16 protein-coding genes are annotated in these 20,820 nt (G+C 36.0%); 13 read left to right on the forward strand and 3 right to left on the reverse strand.

What is annotated here, in order from left to right:
- The first annotated feature begins 129 nt into the window (after positions 1-129).
- The 6 genes from OLM61_RS12440 to OLM61_RS12465 all read left to right on the forward strand — a co-directional run bounded on the left by OLM61_RS12440 (position 130) and on the right by OLM61_RS12465 (position 6,224).
- On the forward strand, positions 130-885 hold the full coding sequence (locus OLM61_RS12440; protein ID WP_264522993.1) for a hypothetical protein: 756 nt from the start codon (positions 130-132) through the stop codon (positions 883-885).
- A 5-nt stretch (positions 886-890) separates the two neighbouring features.
- Positions 891-1,589, forward strand: a complete 699-nt coding sequence (lipB, locus tag OLM61_RS12445) for a lipoyl(octanoyl) transferase LipB (RefSeq protein WP_264522994.1) — start codon at positions 891-893, stop codon at positions 1,587-1,589.
- A gap of 25 nt (positions 1,590-1,614) precedes the next feature.
- A complete protein-coding gene (locus OLM61_RS12450) occupies positions 1,615-2,436 on the forward strand; it encodes a helix-turn-helix domain-containing protein (RefSeq protein WP_264522995.1) in 822 nt (273 codons plus the stop codon).
- 78 nt (positions 2,437-2,514) lie between these two features.
- Positions 2,515-3,105, forward strand: coding sequence for an NAD(P)H-dependent oxidoreductase (locus OLM61_RS12455; protein WP_264522996.1), 591 nt, complete (start codon positions 2,515-2,517; stop codon positions 3,103-3,105).
- A 94-nt stretch (positions 3,106-3,199) separates the two neighbouring features.
- Positions 3,200-3,781: a Crp/Fnr family transcriptional regulator gene (locus tag OLM61_RS12460; protein ID WP_173964688.1), complete on the forward strand. Its 582-nt coding sequence runs from the start codon at positions 3,200-3,202 to the stop codon at positions 3,779-3,781.
- A 67-nt stretch (positions 3,782-3,848) separates the two neighbouring features.
- On the forward strand, positions 3,849-6,224 hold the full coding sequence (locus tag OLM61_RS12465; protein ID WP_264522997.1) for a TonB-dependent receptor: 2,376 nt from the start codon (positions 3,849-3,851) through the stop codon (positions 6,222-6,224).
- Between the two features lie 143 nt (positions 6,225-6,367).
- Here OLM61_RS12465 and OLM61_RS12470 read toward each other — a convergent pair whose 3' ends face one another.
- Complete coding sequence (locus OLM61_RS12470; protein WP_264522998.1) at positions 6,368-7,300, reverse strand: OmpA family protein; 933 nt, start codon at positions 7,298-7,300, stop codon at positions 6,368-6,370.
- A 271-nt stretch (positions 7,301-7,571) separates the two neighbouring features.
- Positions 7,572-8,228, reverse strand: a complete 657-nt coding sequence (locus tag OLM61_RS12475) for a ribonuclease HII (protein ID WP_264522999.1) — start codon at positions 8,226-8,228, stop codon at positions 7,572-7,574.
- 385 nt (positions 8,229-8,613) lie between these two features.
- Between OLM61_RS12475 and OLM61_RS12480 the strand changes: the two genes are divergently transcribed.
- The 7 genes from OLM61_RS12480 (at position 8,614) to OLM61_RS12510 (ending at position 19,102) form a co-directional block, all read left to right on the forward strand.
- Complete coding sequence (locus tag OLM61_RS12480; RefSeq protein ID WP_264523000.1) at positions 8,614-11,718, forward strand: SusC/RagA family TonB-linked outer membrane protein; 3,105 nt, start codon at positions 8,614-8,616, stop codon at positions 11,716-11,718.
- Between the two features lie 8 nt (positions 11,719-11,726).
- Complete coding sequence (locus tag OLM61_RS12485) at positions 11,727-13,331, forward strand: RagB/SusD family nutrient uptake outer membrane protein (protein ID WP_264523001.1); 1,605 nt, start codon at positions 11,727-11,729, stop codon at positions 13,329-13,331.
- Positions 13,332-13,508: 177 nt separating this feature from the next.
- Positions 13,509-15,476, forward strand: coding sequence for a putative porin (locus OLM61_RS12490; RefSeq protein ID WP_264523002.1), 1,968 nt, complete (start codon positions 13,509-13,511; stop codon positions 15,474-15,476).
- A gap of 50 nt (positions 15,477-15,526) precedes the next feature.
- A complete protein-coding gene (locus tag OLM61_RS12495) occupies positions 15,527-16,888 on the forward strand; it encodes a pyridoxal-phosphate dependent enzyme (RefSeq protein WP_099711140.1) in 1,362 nt (453 codons plus the stop codon).
- A gap of 86 nt (positions 16,889-16,974) precedes the next feature.
- A complete protein-coding gene (locus tag OLM61_RS12500) occupies positions 16,975-17,457 on the forward strand; it encodes a 3'-5' exonuclease (RefSeq protein WP_264526381.1) in 483 nt (160 codons plus the stop codon).
- Between the two features lie 71 nt (positions 17,458-17,528).
- The gene (locus OLM61_RS12505) at positions 17,529-18,809 is read left to right on the forward strand and encodes a DUF2851 family protein (protein WP_264523003.1); all 1,281 of its coding nucleotides are present in this window, start codon (positions 17,529-17,531) and stop codon (positions 18,807-18,809) included.
- Positions 18,810-18,874: 65 nt separating this feature from the next.
- A complete protein-coding gene (locus OLM61_RS12510) occupies positions 18,875-19,102 on the forward strand; it encodes a PspC family transcriptional regulator (RefSeq protein ID WP_007810860.1) in 228 nt (75 codons plus the stop codon).
- Positions 19,103-19,153: 51 nt separating this feature from the next.
- On the opposite strand, the gene OLM61_RS12515 is transcribed toward OLM61_RS12510, so the two are convergent.
- Entirely contained in the window at positions 19,154-20,623 is a 1,470-nt protein-coding gene (locus tag OLM61_RS12515) for an APC family permease (protein ID WP_264523004.1), read from the reverse strand.
- Positions 20,624-20,820 lie beyond the last annotated feature (197 nt).

Genomic DNA, 20,820 nt, shown 5'->3' on the forward strand with positions numbered 1-20,820 from the left:
AAAATCATCTTCGATGATTTTCTAAGATCCTTAGAATCTTAGAACCTCAGAACCTAACAAAAACGATTAAACAAATCCCCAATTAAACAATCCGCCAAACTTCGTATCTTTGAGAAAAAATTAACCACGATGAGATTATACAAACTACTTAGCTTTTCTTTTTTAGTAGCAACACTGACAAGTTGCACCTTTACCGAGAGCATTTACGTGAATGATAACGGAACCGGAAAGTTCTCTTTAAACATGGACGGTTCTTCTTTAATGGCAATGGCAGGGAACCAGATAGGAGATCAATTGGGAGCTGATGCCAAAAAAAATGTAGATTCTACTTTTACCTTCAAACAACTGTTGGCGGATAAAAGCGAAAGCATTTCAAAATTATCTCCTGAAGCTCAAAGTGAGATTAAAAAACTGGAAGACCTTGTGGTTAATATTAAAACGAACGAGGAGAAAAAAGAATTTCTGATGGACTTTTCAGAAAATTTTAAAAATGTAAACGAATTACACGACATATTACAATCCATCAACACCCTTCAAAAACTGACAGGAGGAGCAGATGCTTCAACACCTTTTTCAGGAGGTTTCGGAGATAACAGCAGTAAAGTAAACTACAATTATGATGGAAAGAAATTTAGCCGTAAAGCGATAGTCGACAAACAAAAACTGGCCGCAAAAGTACAGGATTCAACCGCCGAAATGTCAAAAATGGTTTTTTCATCCTCTACTTATGTGATAAAATACCACTTCCCAAAACGCATTAAAAAAGTCTCAAATCCGACGGCTTTGTTTAGTGAAGACCGAAAAACAATTACAATTCAATACCCTTTTACGGATTATATGGAGAATCCTGACAAGCTTAACTTTGATGTTGAGTTTGAAAAATAATTACAATGAATAAAAAAATTCAACTTCAGGATTTAGGAAGTAAAGACTATAAATCGACCTGGGAATATCAGGAAGAACTTTTTAAAGACATAGTCGACCTAAAAATCAGAAACCGAAGAGAAGAGCTTGATTTAGAAACACCCAACTACTTGTTGTTTGTAGAACATCCGCATGTTTATACACTGGGAAAAAGCGGTGATTTTGAGAACTTACTCTTAAACGAAAAACAATTGGAGGCCAAAGGAGCCACCTTTTATAAAATCAATCGTGGTGGCGATATTACCTATCACGGACCAGGACAGATTGTGGGGTATCCCATTTTGGATCTGGAAAATTTCTTTACCGATATTCATAAGTATTTGCGTTTTCTCGAAGAATCGATTATCCTCACTTTAGAAGAATATGGTTTAAAATGCGGACGAAGCGATGGAGAAACCGGAGTCTGGCTAGATGTCGGAACTCCCTTTGCCAGAAAAATTTGTGCGCTTGGTGTTCGCGCCTCACGCTGGGTAACCATGCACGGATTTGCTTTAAATGTCAATGTTGATTTGGGGTACTTTGATAACATTATTCCGTGTGGAATCCGTGGGAAAGGAGTGACTTCATTACAGGTAGAGCTTGGTGTTGAAAAAGTAGACGAAGCAGAAGTAAAAGCAAAAATCATAAAACATTTAACCCGTTTGTTTGAAGCAGAGTTTGTTTAAACAGGCTCTCGAAATATAAAAAAGTATGGCAGATGCTGAAGAAAATAACAATTATAAAATTGCTGTTCCTTCAGCATTTGATACTGTTTTCTCGCATTTTTACTTTGCAGAGAATAAAACCGATATTCCGGTAACCAAAACATTATTACCCAGTTTTCAGACGATCTTAGTCTTTGTTTTTGGAAAAGGAGCTTCTTTAAAATCGCAGCAAAATACGATTCTGGAAGCAGAACGATGTGTCGTTTTGGGTCCAATAAAACAAGCTTTTGATTACACCTTAAATCCTGATTCGGAGATTCTGGTGGCCAACTTCAAAGAAGATGCTTTCTATCGGTTCTTTGGAAACGCGCTTTTAACCCATTCTTTGCCTGTTCACCCGGATACTTTGATGGCCGAAAATTGCTTTACCGCTTTATGGGAGGAACTAAAAGAATTCGCTGATCCAAAAGAGCGGGTGGATCATATTTTAGAGTTTTGCCGGCCTTATTTACGAGAACAGCACTCCATTACCTCTCTTTTAAGCGATTTCAGGACAAAAAACATCAATCCGATAAAAGCGATTGCCTCTAAAACAAATCAATCAGAACGAAACATTCAACTCAATCAAAAGAAGTTTTTTGGTTATACCATCAAAGAAATTAGCCGTTACGAACGTTTTTTAAAAGCTGTAGAGGCAATTCAAAAAGATATTTTACAAAACGCTAAAACAGATTGGCTTGCCATTGTCGAACAATGTGGTTATTATGATCAGAGTCAGTTGATACATGATTTTAAACATTATATGAACATCTCTCCAACCAAATTCCTGAAATTTCAAAACGATATCTGTAACTCAAAGACAGAATAGCCCCTTTTCGTTTTCTTACAATTGTGATCGGATCAGCAGTTTTACATTTGTCATGTTCAATCTTAAAAAACAGAAAACATGAAAAATTTAATTGTTTACGCACATCCCAATTCAGCTAGTTTAAACCATTACTTCAAACAAATTGTTGTAGAAAACCTTGAGAAATCAGGGCAAGAAGTTATCGTACGCGATTTAAACGCCATCCATTTTAATCCGGTTTTATCCCTGGAGGATATGAGTGGGCAAAGAATGGGAGAAATCGCCGACGAGGTAAAAACAGAACAGGATTTTATCAGCTGGGCCGATCGTATTGTTTTTATTTACCCAATTTGGTGGACCGGAATGCCGGCGATCATGAAAGGGTATATCGATCGGGTTTTTAGTTATGGATTTGCCTATCGCTATGATCAGGGGATTCAAAAAGGGCTGTTGACCGGAAAACAAACCATCATAATCAATTCGCACGGGAAATCAAATGCAGAATACGAGTCCATCGGAATGGATAAAGCTTTGGCCTTAACCTCAGACTTCGGAATTTTCAGTTACTGCGGATTGGAAGTTCAAAAACATTTTTATTTTGATAAAGCCGACCGAGCTTCTGACGAAAATATTTCAGAATGGACCAACCAGCTTAAAGAAATGTTTCAGGAAAAGGTGGTATGTGGCTAATTTGCTATATTTCTACATTAGAGCTGTTTAAGGCAATTTTTTTGAATAGTTTTAGTTATCTATTAAACCATTTCTTTCTAAAAACCCTGATACCATGCAAAATGTAATTACAGACCTGTCCCGCTTTATGGAATTTAATGAAACGGAAAGTATGGCCTTTAAGAACATACTTAAACTAAAGAAAGTCAAAAAAAACGAACATCTTTTAGTGGAAGGCGATGTTTGTAATTTTGGAGTTTTTATTGCTGAGGGCTGCATTCGGTATTATTACTCGCTTGATGGGGTTGAATCTACCGGAAACTTCTTTTTTGAAAATGACTGGTACTCTGATTTTGAGAGTTTTTTATACAACAAACCTTCATTGCTGAATATCGAAGCTTTGGAAGATTGCGTGCTGTATTTGGCCTACAAACATGATTTTGAAAAACTGGTTTCCGAATATCCGGTATTTAACTCTTTCCTGCGCATTATGATGGAAAGAACCATCAAAGGATTAACAGGCAGAAATATGGCAATGTCTTTATTGTCGCATGAAGAACGTTATTTGCGGTTTGTAAAATACTGCCCGAAAGTAGTTGAGAGAGTTTCGTTAAAACACATCGCCAGTTATCTGGGAATTCAGCCCGAAAGTTTAAGTCGGATCAGAACCAGAATTACTTTGAACAGTAAATCTTAACTCAAGTCAATTTTTAAGAAAATTCAGCTCTTTACTTTTGCTTTTATAACTGTAAAGCAAAATAAAAATGAAAAGAATATTCTTGATTATTATAAGCCTTTTAGGGGTATTGAGCTATGCTCAGACGGGAACTGTAAAAGGAAAAATTATCGATAAGCAATCCGAAAAACCACTTATTGGAGTTGTCATTTTCCTGATAGGCGACGAGAAGAAAAATGCCACTTCAGATGCGGATGGTAATTTTAAACTGGCGAATGTCCCTTTGGGGCGACAGAGTTTGAGTTTCAGCTTTCAAGGTTATGAAAACACTTCCGTTTCGGATCTTGATATCACCACAGGGAAAGATAATTTATTAACGGTTTCGATGATTGAAAAATTCAATACCCTTGACGAAATTATAGTGTCATCAGGCTCAAATAAAGCCAAACCGATTAACAAAATGGCGCTAGTGTCGACCAAGCAGTTTACTACAGAAGAAGTCAATCGCTATGCAGGAGGAAGAAGCGATGTGGCACGTTTGGTTTCTAATTTTGCCGGAGTTTCTACCGGAGATGACAGCCGAAATGATATTGTGGTTCGTGGGAATTCGCCATCGGGAATGTTGTGGAGAATTGAAGGAATGCCGGTTCCAAGTCCAAATCACTTCTCAACTTTGGGAACTACGGGAGGGCCCATTTCGGCACTGAATCCAAATCTTTTGGCCAATTCTGATTTTTTAACGTCAGCCTTTCCGGCGGAGTATGGAAATGCAATTGGAGGTGTTTTTGATCTGAGCTTCCGTAAAGGAAATCCCGATGATTACGAATACATGCTGAGTGCCGGTGCTTATCCCGGAGTCGAATTTATGGCAGAAGGTCCGCTTGGTAAAAAAGGAGGTTCGTTTGTAGCGGCTGCAAGATATGGCTTTGTTGGGGTTCTGGGAATAGCGGGAACAGATGCTCAGCCCAATTATAGAGACATCAGTTTTAATGTTGATTTGGGAAAAAGCAAAGCGGGTAATTTCTCTCTTTTTGGAATCTACGGAACGTCGGATATTGATTTTCTGGGAGATAAAATAGACAAGGAAGATCCTTTTGCAGCTCAGGATGAAGATTCCTATGTAAAATCGGGATTTGCTTCGTTTGGTTTGAAACACAATCTGGACATTGGGACAAAATCGTATTTGAAAACCATTGTCGGTTTTTCAAATTCAAATAACTCCTACGAGAATTTCCGTTATTATGACTTCAATACAGCGGCAGAAAATCGTTTGCCTTTTACAGCTATCAATAACAATGAAAATAGAGTTACGTTCTCGACTTTATTCAATTCTAAAATCAATAAAAAGACAACTTTCAGAGCGGGTTTGCTATTTGAGAATTATACCCTAGATGCTAAAATGGCTACGCGTGACCGACAGCAGGACAATGATGGCGACGGTTATCCTGACTTTGTACAGCTAATAAACAACAACGGAAATTATAATGTTATTCAGCCCTTTGCTCAGGGGCAATTTCGTCTGACCGAAAAACTAACTTTTAATGCGGGGATACACGGGCAGTACTTCTCTATAAATAAAGAATTTGCTTTTGAACCCAGAGCGGCTCTGGCTTATGCCGTAAATCAGAGAAACACCATTAGTTTTGGTTACGGTTTGCACCATCAAAGCGTTGCGGTTCCGATATTATTTCTGAATGAATTTGTAAACGGTAGTCAGGTTCAGACTAACAAGAATCTGGATTTGGTTCAAAGTCAGCATTATGTTTTGGGCTATGATGTAAGGCTGGCCAGAAAATGGAGGGGAAAAGTAGAGCTTTATTATCAGGATATCAGCAAGGCAGGAGTACAGTCTTTTCCAAGCAGTTATTCGACCTTAACAGAAGGAGCCGATTTTGGTTATTCCATTGATAAAACGTCTCTGGTAAGTAAGGGAAGCGGATACAATCAAGGGATTGAATTTACCCTCGAGAAATTCTTTAGTGAAGGTTATTATGCTTTGTTTACCACTTCGCTTTTTGAAAGTAAATATAAAGGAAGTGATGGTATCGAGCGAAACTCACCTTTTAATAACGGATATATTGTTAACCTGTTGGGCGGAAAAGAATTTAGAATAGGGAAGGCAAAGAAAAATGTTTTTTCGATTGATACCAAATTCACAACCGCCGGAGGACGTTATTACACACCCGTCGATCTGGTTGCTTCCAACAATGCGGGCTATGAAATTAGAGATGATGCAAATGCCTTTAGCAAACAGTATAATCCTTATTTAAGGCTGGATGTTAAATTCGGAATTAAATTCAACAGCAAAACCAAGAAAAGATTTCATCAGTTTTACATCGACCTTCAAAACGTGACCAACCATACCAATATTTTTACGAAGGAATACAACCGACTAACCAATAGTGTAAACCAAAAAGATCAAATTGGTTTTTCACCTGATTTTGGATATAAATTTCAATTTTAGTTTTTACATAAAAAGAAAACAACAAATGAAAACAATATAGGAATCTTCCGTTTTCATTTGTTGTTTTTAAACCATCTGCTTCTGATCTAAATCAGTTGGATGATTTTGTATTAGATATCGCAAATTAAAACTTTTAGGGGGTATTACAGTTTTACAATTTCTACCCTGCGATTTTTTGCTTTGTTCTCTTCACTGGTATTATCGGCAATAGGTTTATCAGAACCCCAACCTTTTGTTTGCAATCTGGATACATTTATTCCCTTAGCGATTAAAGCCGTTTTTACAGCATTTGCTCTTTCTTCCGAAAGTTTTTTGTTTTGTGCAGCAACCCCGGTATTATCGGTATGACCTTCAATCGCAATTTTAAGACCGGTATTCGCAGTTAATAATTTCTGAATTTCATCAATTATAGGAGAAGATTCTGTTTTTATAGTAGCTTTATTGGTGTCGAAATTAATGTACAGCGCAATGTGTCCTTTAGAATCAAGTTCTTTCTTCATTTCATCTGCTTTGGTAAGCGAGGCCGTCATTTTAAAAGGTTTTGTTTCCAGTATCATCCATCCGGCCGATACAGCATCGTCACCAGGAGTAAGCTGTACCCAAATATTTCTGTCCGCACGTCGAATAAGATAGGTCGTGGTAATTGCATTGGCTATAAAACCATAGCCGTTCATGTATTTAACACGGTTGTTATCCGGAATGGTATGCGAGGAATCAGCGGGAACTTTCATTTCAGATACTTTTACCCCATCAACACTTTTAATTAACTCGTCTAGATTTTTTGCTACTTCAAGATCACTGTATGATTTTCCTTCTTTTGCAGTAATTCTGGCGTAGAACATTTTTCCTTCCGGTTTTTCAAAATGGTCTTTTACCCAAAAATAAGCAACGTCGTAATCTGCTGTGTTATTCTTTGGAGTGCCTTCGTAATTTTCAGGCAGGTTAAAGTAAGGGAAAGCACCAAGAGGTTTGTCTGAAACCGGGATAGCATTACTGTCGAATTTATTTACTGCTCCTGCTTCCGAAGGGGTTTGAGTAGTTGGGGTCGATACAAGCGAATCAGTGTTATCTGTCACATCATTCTGCTTTTTGTTAGAATTGCATGCCAGGGTGAGACACGCAATTAGAGATAATGTTAAAAATTTGATTTTCATGTGGTTAGTTTTGTGTTGGAAATCAAAGATAACAAAGCGAAGAGATTTTAACAAAAAAAAATGACCCAATTTAATCCGTTTTTTTTGAGTTACTATTTTGAAAAAGTGATCGTTAGTATTGGTTTTATCTTTGTGTTTTGACGTGTTGAGCAGTAATTTGTTGGTGTCTGGCTAAAATTAGGATGCCGTTCCTTTAAAACAATTCCAATTGAGTAGGCAGTAATCTGAAGGACATACGGTGGTACTTTGTCGTGCCATACTTTTTAATAGCCTCGCGGTGTTCTTTTGTTGGATAACCTTTATTTTTTTTCCAGTTGTACATTGGAAATTCTTCATGAATGAGATCCATGTATTCATCACGATAGGTTTTCGCAAGAACAGAAGCCGCAGCAATACTTAAAAATTTCGCATCTCCTTTTATGATACTTTGATTAGGGATCGATTTTAGCAATTCGATTTCAGCTGTGGTAAATTGTTTCCCAACGGTATTCTTAAGCCCCAGTTTTGCATTCAGCGAACGGTTTCCATCAACAATAATAAATTCAGGTGTAGGATTTAACTTCAAAACACATTCCTGCATTCCTTTCATCGAAGCATTTAGGATGTTTATTTCGTCGATTTCGTCAGGAAGTAAATGGGTAACGGCAAAACAAACGGCTTGTTCTTCTATAACAGGTTTTAACAGGGATCTTGTTTTTTCAGACAATTGTTTACTGTCGTTTAGAATCTGGTTTTCAAAATCAGCTGGTAAAATTACGGCTGCTGCAGTTACAGGACCTGCCAAACATCCCCGACCTGCTTCGTCAGTTCCGGTTTCTAAAAGGTATTTTGAAAAATTTTTTTGAAGCATTTTGTATTTTTTTATAGTAAGATCAAAAATATTACAATTTTTTGTGAATAGCATTTAAAATCTTTTTTTAAAAATAGGCTGAATTTATGGAAAAGATAAAAAAAAAGGCAATAAAAACGATGTTCGCAAAAGCAGATACCGTTTTTTAACAGCTTTGTTTATTTGCGGGCTTAATTGTTAAAAGCCTGTTAAGTGTCAAATTTACATAAATCTATATTTTTAATAAAAATTAAGGAATATTGCTATTAAAAAGTATGAAATCTAAACAAATTGTGACGGATGTTAATAGATGTTTAGGAATTTAGATTAAAATTAAGTTAAAAACTTTTGGAGTTTTAAGAAATAATTAAGATGTTTGCGCCATACTAATTCAAAATAAATTAAAATGAAATTAAAATTTAAATGGATTTTTACGCTGGTTGTGGCGTTATCTATGCAGTTTTCTTTTGCTCAGGAGAGAACTGTGACTGGAAAGGTCTCTGATAAAACAGGGGTTATTCCGGGAGTAAATGTTCTTGTGAAAGGATCAAAAGTAAGTACTCAAACTGATTTTGACGGTAGTTATTCTATCAAGGCAAAGACAGGTGATGTGTTAGTTTTTTCATATGTAGGTATGAATAATAAACAAGCAACTGTTGGTTCTTCAAATTCAGTAAATGTTGTATTAGAGTCAGAGGCTCAATTAATGAATGAGGTTGTAGTTGTAGGTTACGGTGTTCAAAAGAGAAAGGAAGTAACCGGTTCGATCTCAAAAATTGCAGGAAGCGACATTTCTAATCTTGTAACTCCGAGTGTTGAAGGACTTTTGGCAGGTAGAGCGACGGGAGTTCAGGTATTAAACAATACCGGGCTTATTGGTGCTGCGCCAAAAATCAGAATTAGAGGTATCGGATCTATTTCTGGTAGTACAGAGCCATTAATTGTTGTTGATGGTATTCCAATTTATTCTGGTGATATCGGAGGGGTTTCTTCTACAAATGGTTTAGCAGATATCAATCCGGATGATATAGAATCTTTTGATATTTTAAAAGATGGTGCTGCAACTGCTATCTACGGTTCCAGAGCAGCAAATGGAGTTGTTTTGATCACTACTAAGAGTGGAAAGAAAGGTACTCTTAAAGTTTCTTATTCAAGTGTTTTTGGTGTTGCAAGTGCTGCTAAAAAATATGATTTGTTAGGGACTCCTGATTTTCTGGTTATTTCTAATGAAAAAAGAACCAACAGAGGACAAGCTCCTTGGGCTGTTGGAGATACTTACAATACAGATTGGCAAGGTGCTGTGTTAAGAAATGCGCCTCAAATGACGCATAATCTTAATTTCAGTGGAGGTTCTGATAAAACAAAGTACTATTTATCTTTAGGACTTACTGATTTAGATGGTATCAATTTATCTAATAGTATGAAAAAGTATTCGATTAGAGCTAATATTGATCAGGATGTCAACAGATGGTTTAGTTTTGGTACAAATTTTAATGTAAACAGAACGGAGTATAAAGGTTTGAATAGTGCTGCAAGCAGTTTATCAGGTAACTTTTTTAATACGATCAGACAGTTGCCAAATACGCCTATTTACGATGCTCTTGATCCAACAGGATACAATCTTTCGTCAAATAATGCAACCGTTGGGCAGTGGGATAATTTAGCTCCGGTAGGAGATAATATTACCAATATTATTTATGCATTGGATCATAATAAATATGAATCAACAACAACGAGAATAATTGCAAGTGTTTTTGCAAATGCAAAGATTACTTCTGATTTAAGCTATAAATTGCAGGTAAGTGCGGATAATGCATCAACAGATGGTTACCGATACTGGAATCCTGTGCACGGAGACGGACGTTCATCAAATGGTAGTGTATATCAGGACAATACGAATCTTATGAGATGGAACTGGCAGAATATTTTGAACTACAAGCACACTTTTGCTGAAGATCATAATCTTGGAGTAACAGGTGTTGCTGAATATCAAAAATCTAAAACTAAGATTTTTTGGGGGTCAGGAAGTGATATTATAAGTGATTTCTTTGATAAAAATTTAGTAAGTAATACTTATAACACAAGAGATTCTGGTGGTGGTGTTACCGAAAAAGGTATTATGTCTTATTTAGGGCGTGTTACTTATAACTACAAAGAGAAATATTTTATTCAGGGATCCCTTAGACGTGACGGAATTTCTCAGTTTGAAAAAGATGTTAGATACCATAATTTCCCTGGAGTTTCTGCAGGTTGGACCGTTTCTAAAGAAAGTTTCATGGAAGGAATTAGCAATACAGTTTCTGATTTGAAATTTAGAGGTTCTTATTCTCAGGTTGGTAATGTTGAGGTTTTGGATGGAGCTTCTTATCCTTCAAAAGATCTTACAATTGGTTCTCCATATGGTTCTTCTAATGGTATTGGTTACTGGCAATTTGGGAATCCTTTATTAGAATGGGAAACTTCAACTAAAGTTGATTTTGGTGTAGATTTAGGATTACTTAACAATCGTTTGACATTAAGCTTCGATTATTTTAAAAATAACATCGACAATTTAGTTTTGGCGGCACCACAACCTCCATCCATTGGTATTCCTAATAATACGGTTAATCAAAATGTTGGTAAAATGTACAATCAGGGATATGAGTTTGCTGCTACATTTAAGGCAATTAATAATGCAAACTTTAAATGGGATATCTCTTCTAATTTAACGCTTGCTAAGAATAAAGTTACTGCATTGTATCAAGGACAGCCAATCATAGGGGGGTCATCTACAGATACAAGCATTGCTCCAAATATCATTATTCAGCAAGGAGAATCAGTTAACTCTTTATATGGATTTAAATATTGGGGAGTTAATAAAGCAAACGGTAACCCGGTGTATTACAAAGCAGACGGTAGTTTAGTACAAGGAAACTTGCCAGGTGTTACCTATTCTGTTTTTGATCCAAATAATCCGGCAGCGACAGGTGCAGCAGCATCATTGACTAGTTCTGATAGAACTATTTTAGGGAATACGTTGCCAACTTATTACGGATCTGTTAGTTCTACGATGAAGTATAAAAATCTTGATTTTGGTTTTATGTTCAGATTTAGTGGAGGGAATAAAATTTTTAATTCCACTAGAAGAGAGTTGATGAACCAAAACTTTAACAACAACGGAACAGAAATTTTAGGAAGATGGCAAAGTGTTGACAATCCGGGAGACGGATGGACACCAAGATTATATGCAGGAACAAATACTTCAACAAATCTTAGTGGAAGCGCAAGTACCCGTTTTGTTGAAAAAGGCGATTTTATTTCACTTGATAATATTAGTATTGGTTACACACTGCCTAAAATGTTGCTAGATAAAATTAAGGTAGATAACTTCAGGCTATTTGTTCAAGCGCAAAATATTTGGCTGATTTCAGATTACAAAGGTTTGAATCCTGAGATGGAAACATCTGGAGTAGATATTAATGGAACACCACGTTCAAAAGTGATCTCAGTTGGATTAAATGTAAGTTTATAATAAGTACTATGAAAAATATAATAAAAACAATTTTACTTTCTGTAGCTGTACTCGGGATGAGTTCATGTACAGAAGACAAGATATTGGATTTAAAACCAGTAAATAATATTCTAAGTCCGGATGCTTTTACAACACCAACTTTGATAGAGAGTTATATGAACGGTGTCTATAATGCGGCAGCTATTGGTCAATATAACGCTACTACTGCAAATGGTGGTAGAGGATATGTTTGGGGAGCTGCGTATGTAGAGCAAGGAGAAACAAGAGGTGAAGATGTTGTTAATATGGCAACATTTTATGATTTGACATACAGTACAACCTATGATCCAACTAGTGCTAACAATGTTTATTACTGGGTTGATGGTTACAGATTAATCAACAGATGTAATTTGATGATTGAAGGTACAACAGAGGCTGTTGCCAAAGGTGTCATCACCAAAGCGGCTGGAGATAATTATATCGGTCAGTGTAAATTTTTAAGAGCAATTACACATTTAGAATTACTAACTTATTTTGCGAAACCTTATTTTGACACTCCTGGTGCAACTCATGCAGGTATTCCTTACAGAGAAGTTGGAGTTAATACACAAGCTGAAATTGACTCAGAAACAGTAAAACCTAGAAATACAGTTGCTGATTGTTATGCAAAAATTCTAACTGATTTAAACGCTGCAGAAACTTTAATTACTACAGGTAGTTCAAACTCATTTGCATCAAGAGTTGTTGGTAAAGCTTCTAAATGGGCTGCAATTGCCTTCAAAACCAGACTTTATCTTCAAAAAAGAGATTGGGCAAATGTAATTGTTGAGGGTAACAAGTTAACAGGAGCTTTTGCATTGACAGCTGATCCTTACGCACCGTTTCAGAATACTACAGGTCTTAATACTAGTAACTCGGAGTCTATTTTTTCTATTCAGCATGCTGCTACATCTAATCCTGGTGTAAATGCTGCATTAGCTAGTATGTTAAGAGACAGAGCACTGGTTTGTATTAGTCCTATTTTATGGAGAGATACAGCGTGGTGGCGAGCAGATGATAAACGAAGAGAAGATGGGAAGTTTATTTACACTGCGGCAGGAATTAAATATACTAATAAGTACACAGATGTTACAAATCGTACAGATGCTGCACCGATTATCAGATATGCAGAGGTAGTATTGAATATGGCTGAAGCTCAGGCTCGTTTGTCAAATTTAGCAGGAGCTTTAACTTTGTTAAACTCTGTAAGAAACAGATCTTTAGCTAATCCAGTGGCAACTCCTGGAAATCCAGTGGCGCAGGCTTATACAGCTGCTTCTTTTCCTACTGTTCCTACTATGGTTGAGGCTATTCTAAAAGAAAGAAGAATTGAATTTTTACAGGAAGGTCGCAGATGGACTGACATTCACAGATTGACTGCAGATCCAATAGCATCTGTTGCAACTAACGGAATTCCTGCTAAGGTAGCTAGTGCTGTCTCGCCTCCTGCTGCTGCATTTGTTTTGGGTAATAGTTTTGTTATTACAACTCCAGTTGCTGCTATACCTGCATCTGACTTTAGATTTTTGTGGCCAATACCACAAATTGAAATGAATACTAATCCGGGATTAGGACAAAATCCAGGATGGAATTAAGATAAATATTTTGATTTTTTTTGAAAGCCCTCAATCAATTTTTTGATTGGGGGTTTTTGTTTCAACAGTTTGGTTTGAAAAAGAATCCAGATAACAATGATTTGTTTTTTTATACGTTTTTATCTTTTACCTTTGCCTGATAAATTTTGTCGTAATAATTACCTATAAAACCACCAAATGAGAATATTCATTTTTCTATATCTTTTAGTTGTGCCAACTATAGTATTTTCTCAGGAAAAAACTGCATCTAAAAATAACTTAGACATGAACACCAAATATTCAAGTATAACTGATACGGTAAAAAAGAAAAAAGCCAAGATTGCTACCATAGATCAATATCAGATTATCACATTGGAGCACGATACCACCTATGTAGATACCTCGCTAACCTTGAAAAGTGCCTACAAACAAAATCATCTTAGAAAAGACGATTTTGGGCTTTTGGCTTTCTCAAACATCGGGCAAACTTTTAATACGCTGCAATACAGTTTAACGAATTTTTCTCCTTACCCGGAAATTGGTTTTAGCGGTAAACATTTTAATTATATGGAAGCCGATCAGATTCGTTATTATTCGGCGGCAACTCCTTTTACCGAATTGTTTTTTAACACAACCATCAATAAAGGTCAGAACGTAGACTCTTTTATTACGTTAAACACCTCAAAAAATCTTAACTTTTCTATTGCTTACAAAGGCTTACGTTCAGAAGGAGATTATATAAACCAATTGGTAAGTGCAGGAAATTTCAGGTTCACAACTAGTTATGCCACAACAGATAAAAGGTATGCCATAAATGCGCACTATACGTATCAGGACATTTCAAATGAAGAAAATGGAGGGATTACAACTTCCACAGATTTTGAAAGCGATAATAAAGATTATAAAAACCGTCAAAGATTACAGGTATACCTAACAGATGCCAAATCTTTTTTGAAAGGCAGACGTTTGTTTTTTGATCATGCGTTCCGAGTAAATCCGAAAAACGGAAACAATAATTTATATGTAACACACCAGTTCAACTACGAAAATAAACTTTTCGAGTACACTCAGGCGACATTAACTTCAAACGTTGGTAACACTCTGGTGCAGCGATTTGGAGATTCGTATGTTACTAGTGGGATTAACGATAAAACAAAATACGAAAGACTATATAATAAGGTTGGACTTGCCTACGAAAATTCTCTTTTAGGAAAATTTAATTTTTTCGTAGACGATTACAGATCAAATTATGAATACGGAAGAATTATAATCCATAAGGACAAAACAGTCATTCCGGATAATTTATTTTTACAGATTAATAATTTCGGAGGGCAATACGAATATCAAAAGAACAAATGGAACGGTCGTTTCTTGTATTCAAGATCGATTACCAATCAGTCCCTTTCTAATTTAGATGCGAAATTGAGATACGATATGAATGATAAAATTCAGTTCGATTTTAGATATCGTAACATCAATAAATTGCCAAACAACAACTTCAATTTATACCAAAGCAGCTACACCGAGTACAACTGGTCGAATAATTTTAAAAACGAAAAAATTAATTCGCTTAGTGCCAGTGTTGCCACACCCTGGGTAAACGCAGAAGTGCAATACACCGTTCTAAACGATCATTTGTATTTTGAAGACAAATCTTCTGATATTCAGACCGCGGCACATACTCAGATTATTAAGCCGGCTCAATACGGTAGCGCTATTAATTACTTGGAAATTAAAGCAAGCCGTGAGTTTAAATTTGGCCGATTTGCATTAGACAATACACTTTTGTATCAAAAAGTACAACAATCAGATCTGATTTTAAATGTACCCGATTTTGTGACCAGAAATACATTCTATTATTCGGGACACTTTTTTAAGAAAGCATTGTACATGCAATCTGGAGTAGTATTTAATTATTTTACAAAATATTACGGAAACGACTATAATCCGGTTATCGGAGAATTTTTTGTTCAGCATAACAAAAAGATAGGAGGTTACCCGTTATTCGATCTTTTTGTAAATGCCAGAATTCGTCAAACCCGCTTTTATTTAAAAGCAGAACACATAAACGCTTTATTTTCAAAAGGCGATTATTATTCGGCACCTAATAATCCTTATCGCGATTTTGTGATCCGATTTGGTTTGGTTTGGAACTTCTTCCAATAAAATTAGGCGTCTCATATTTTTAAAAACCAAATATTAAAATTCAAATAGAAATGGACTTTTCAAAAAACATTTTAGAAACAATCGGTAATACACCATTGGTAAAACTCAACAAAATTGTTGCTGAAATAGATGCGCTGGTATTGGCAAAAGTCGAAACTTTTAATCCCGGGAATTCTGTTAAAGACAGAATGGCCGTGAAAATGATTGAAGATGCAGAGGCAGATGGCCGATTAAAACCAGGAGGAACTATTATTGAAGGTACTTCAGGAAATACAGGAATGGGATTGGCACTTGTAGCCATCATAAAAGGCTACAAACTGATTTGTGTAATATCAGACAAACAGTCTAAAGAAAAAATGGATATCCTGCGTGCAGTAGGAGCTAAAGTGGTAGTTTGTCCTACCGATGTAGAGCCTACTGATCCACGTTCTTACTACTCAGTTTCAAAACGTCTGGCTAGTGAAACACCAAATTCCTGGTATGTAAATCAATACGATAACATGTCTAATTCATTGGCGCATTATGAGCAAACCGGACCGGAAATCTGGAAACAGACTGATGGAAAGATCACTCATTTTGTAGTTGGAGTAGGAACAGGTGGAACGATCTCAGGAGTTGGAAGATACCTGAAAGAGAAAAATCCAAACATTAAAATTTGGGGAATTGATACCTACGGTTCTGTTTTTAAAAAATACCATGAAACCGGAATTTTTGACGAAAACGAAATCTATTCGTACATCACAGAAGGAATTGGAGAAGATATTTTGCCTAAAAATGTTGACTTCTCTTTAATTGACGGATTCACTAAAGTAACCGATAAAGATGCAGCTGTTTACACCAGAAAAATTGCATTGGAAGAAGCTATTTTTGTTGGAAACTCTGCCGGAGCCTGTATAAAAGGACTGTTACAGCTAAAAGAACATTTCAAGCCAGATGATGTGGTAGTAGTATTATTTCACGATTCAGGAAGCCGTTATGTAGGTAAAATGTTTAATGACGACTGGATGCGCGAACGTGGCTTCCTGGAAGAAAATGTAACAAAAGCCGAGGATGTTATAAAAGATCATATCGATAAACAATTAATTGTTGTTCGTACCGAAGAACTAGTTTCTCACGCAATCGAGCGTATGCGTAAATATAAAATTTCTCAAATTCCGGTAGTAGATATCAACGGATTTGTGGGTTCTGTTGACGAAACAGACTTATTCAGAAGTTATGTTGCCGATAAAAACGTTGCCGAAAAACCAATTAAAGAAGTAATGGGGAAACCTTTTCCAATTGTAAAATTAGGAACCCCAATTGAAGAGGTATCTAAATTATTTACCAAAGAAAATGACGCTGTTTTAGTAGACCTTGAAAACGGAAATCATCATATCATTACAAAATATGATATTATCGGATCAATAAAATAAAGCAATTTTTTAATAAATTTATAAATCCATAAATCTGGTTGGAAACAATTAGATTTATGGATTTTTTTACTCCTATAGCACAGCATATGAACTTTACCGCCATAGACTTTGAAACTGCAACCAGTTACCATCCGTGTTCGGTTGGGATTGTAACGGTAGAAAATGGAATTATTGTAGACGAATTTGTTACACTCATCAAGCCGCCAAACAATCAGTATAATCCCTTCACCATTCAGGTTCATGGTATATATCCGCGAGATACTGTTGCTGCAAAGTCTTTTGTACAGGTTTATCCCGAAATCGAAAAAAGATTAAAAAACAGAGTGGTCGTGGCACATAATGAAAGTTTTGACCGAAACGTACTAATGAAATCAATGGCGCTTTATGGTCTGAATTATGAGGATTTGAATATTGCAGCTAAATGGGAGTGTACGGTTAAAATTTACAAAGCAAAAGGATTCAAACCAACTAAATTGAGTGACTGTTGCCGTGAGATGAAAATTCAGTTAAATCATCATGAAGCATTATCAGATGCACGTGCCTGTGCTAAATTGTATCTGTTAAAATAAAATATTTTTTGTAAGATAAATATTATTTTTTATTAATTTAGAGCTTTGCAAACCATCGTATAAGCCTAAACATGAAAGAAGATTTTCTTCATTACCTCTGGAGATTCAGAAAGTTTGAAACCCTGAATTTAAGAACTACTCAAAATGAGCCGCTCACTATTATTAAAACAGGCGATTATCTCGGGCTTTCCGGGCCGGATTTTTTTAATGCACAAATTATAATAGGCAATCAAAAATGGGCTGGTAATATCGAAATACACCTAAAGTCCTCAGATTGGTATGTGCATGGTCACGAAAAGGACACTGCTTATGACAATGTAATTTTGCATGTGGTTTGGGAGCACGACACCGAAATTTTTGGTAAAAACAATACCGAGATTCCGGTTTTGGTTTTAAAGGAGTATACGGCCGCGGAGACACTTTCAAACTACAATGCGCTGTTAACGCCAAAATCATGGATTTTTTGTGAAAAAGACATCGCTAGAATTGACGCATTCGTTTTTAAAAACTGGCAGGAGCGACTGTTTTTTGAACGTTTAGAACGTAAGTCCGAATTCATTTATGATTTGCTCAGTGAAAATCAACAGGACTGGGAAGCCGTTTTATTCTCCCTATTCGCAAAGAATTTTGGATTAAACACCAATGCGAATTCTTTTTTGCAAATGGCCAAATCACTTCCTTTTTCAATGATCAGAAAAGAAAGTTTTGAAGTCGAAAATTTGGAAGCATTGTTTTTTGGAACCACAGGTTTATTAGATTCCGGGAAAGAAGATGTCTATTTTACCGACTTAAAAAACAGATACGACTATCTGCGGAACAAACATCAGGTGAAGAAATGTCATATCGATCCGATACAATTTTTTAAGCATCGTCCCGATAATTTCCCAACTATTCGACTCTCGCAATTGGCCAATTTATACGGGGAGCAAAACCTGTTTTCAAAAGTAATTGCTGTAAAATCTGTGGCAGAAGTACGTCAATTGTTTCTGGTTTCGGCAAGTCCGTATTGGCGAAATCATTACCGGTTTGATAAAGAAAGTGTCGGGAAATCAAAGGCTCTATCTCCTGCATTTATAGATCTACTCATCATAAATACCATCATCCCGCTTCAGTTTGCCTATGCACGTACCAGAGACGAATTAATTTCTGAAGAGTTAATTGCTTTTATGAATCAGGTCGCACCGGAGCGCAATGCCATTATCGATAAATTTGATTTCTTTGGAGTAAAGGCTAAAAATGCTTTTGAAACTCAGGCCCTTTTAGAACTTAAAAAAGAGTACTGCAATCAAAAAGCCTGTTTGCGATGTGCGTTAGGAATTGATTTGCTTAAGAATAATGAGGCAATTAGATAATTAGAAAATGTGATAATTTTGTACTTTTGTAGAAAGAGACAAATCTACAATCTAAAATCAATAACATGTCCGCTATTTTAAAACTAAAGTTCTTTTTTGAAAAATATGGTTTTCATGTATCTTCCAGATTGGCAGATAAACTGGGAATGCGTGTTACCAGTGTAAGATTGTTTTTTATTTACATTTCGTTTGTTACAGCCGGTTTAGGTTTTGGTGTTTACTTAACCCTTGCCTTTTGGATCCGGTTGAAAGATTTGATCCGAGCAAAACGAACTTCTGTTTTTGACTTATAAAAAAAGCTCCAAATGTTTAATTTGGAGCTTTTTAGTTTTATAGAACGATGTTTATTCGTTTTCGGTACTGTTGTTAAGTCTTGATCTTTTTTTACTGTATCCAAAATAAACCAGAATACCAACAGCTAACCATCCTAGTGAAAGAAATTGAGCATCGTGGCTTAAATTGATCATTAAATAAGTGTTGATCGCTATACCTAAAACAGCAATAATAGGAAGTGCAGGAACTTTAAAAGTTCTTGTTAATCCAGGTTGTTTTACTCTTAAAATCCAAACTGCGATACAGACCATTGTAAAGGCAAACAAAGTACCAAAACTGGTCATATCAGCTAATTTATTGATAGGTGTAAAAGCAGCAACTGTAGCAATAATACCACCTAATATGATTAAGTTGGTTTTTGGAGTTCCAGAAAGTGGATTTACTTTAGAGAATACAGCAGGAATTAATCCGTCTTTAGACATACCAAGGAAAATTCTTGATTGTCCCATAATCATAACCATTAATACTGAAACAAGACCTATCGTTGCAGCAATAGTAATGATAAGACCAGCCCATCCTTGTCCGGCAATATCAAATGCATAAGCCACAGGAGCTTTAATAGCATCTGGATATTTTCCTAGCGGGTTAAAATCTTTATAATTCATCATACCTGTCAGTACTAAAGAAACAAGTATATATAAAGTAGTACAAATTAATAGGGAAGCAATAATAGCAAACGGAACATCCTTTTTAGGGTTAACCGCTTCTCCTGCCTGAGTAGAAACAGCATCGAAACCAACGTAAGCAAAGAAAATAGCAGCGGCTCCGGATACAATTCCTCCAATTCCGTATGCGTTGTGAGTAGTTTCTTTTTCAATAATTTGAGTAGCTGCTGGAATAAATGGAGTCCAGTTAGCCGTATTAATAAAGAAAAGACCGGCAATAATTACAAATATTACAGCAGAAACTTTTAGGATAACAATAAAATTGTTTGCTTTTGCGGCGCTTTTTGTTCCTTTAATAAGTATGGAAATAACCAAAATAACAATTAAAAAAGCCGGTAAGTTCATAGAAAAGCCTTCTCCGGTGTAACTGGCAGGATCTGTTGTTAGCCATTCAGGTAAATGGATATGAAACATTTTGAGCAGTTTGTTGAAATATCCGGACCAGGAGACGGCGACGGTCATCGATCCCATTGCGTATTCAAGAATAAGTCCCCAACCGATAATCCAGGCAAAAATTTCTCCAATTGTTCCATATGCATAAGCATAAGCAGAACCTTCAACAGGTAAAATAGAGGCAAACTCAGAATAACAAAGAGCTGCAAAAACGCAGGCAATCCCCGCAATGATGAAAGAAACAGCTAACGCTGGACCTGCATGGTAATATGCTCCAGTACCTGTAAGTACAAAAATTCCTCCACCAATAATGGCACCAACACCAATGGCTGTAAGGCTCCATTTTCCTAGAACTCTTTTTAAATCACTTTTTTTCATATCGGCCTCAAAGGCTGATATCGGTTTAACTCTCCAAATTGACATACTATTTTATTGGTTTATTTGTTACTAAGCTCCAAATGTATCGTTTTTTGTAAAAACTAAAAACAATTATCTCGTTTTTAGTTGTAAAATATTAAATATTTTGACAAAACCCTCGCTGATTGATCTTTAAATACTGAGATTCATTAAATTAATTGGGCATAAATAATGAAAAGTGTAATTTCTTGAATTGTATAATT

The sequence above is a fragment of the Flavobacterium sp. N502536 genome (assembly GCF_025947345.1).
Classification (GTDB): domain Bacteria; phylum Bacteroidota; class Bacteroidia; order Flavobacteriales; family Flavobacteriaceae; genus Flavobacterium.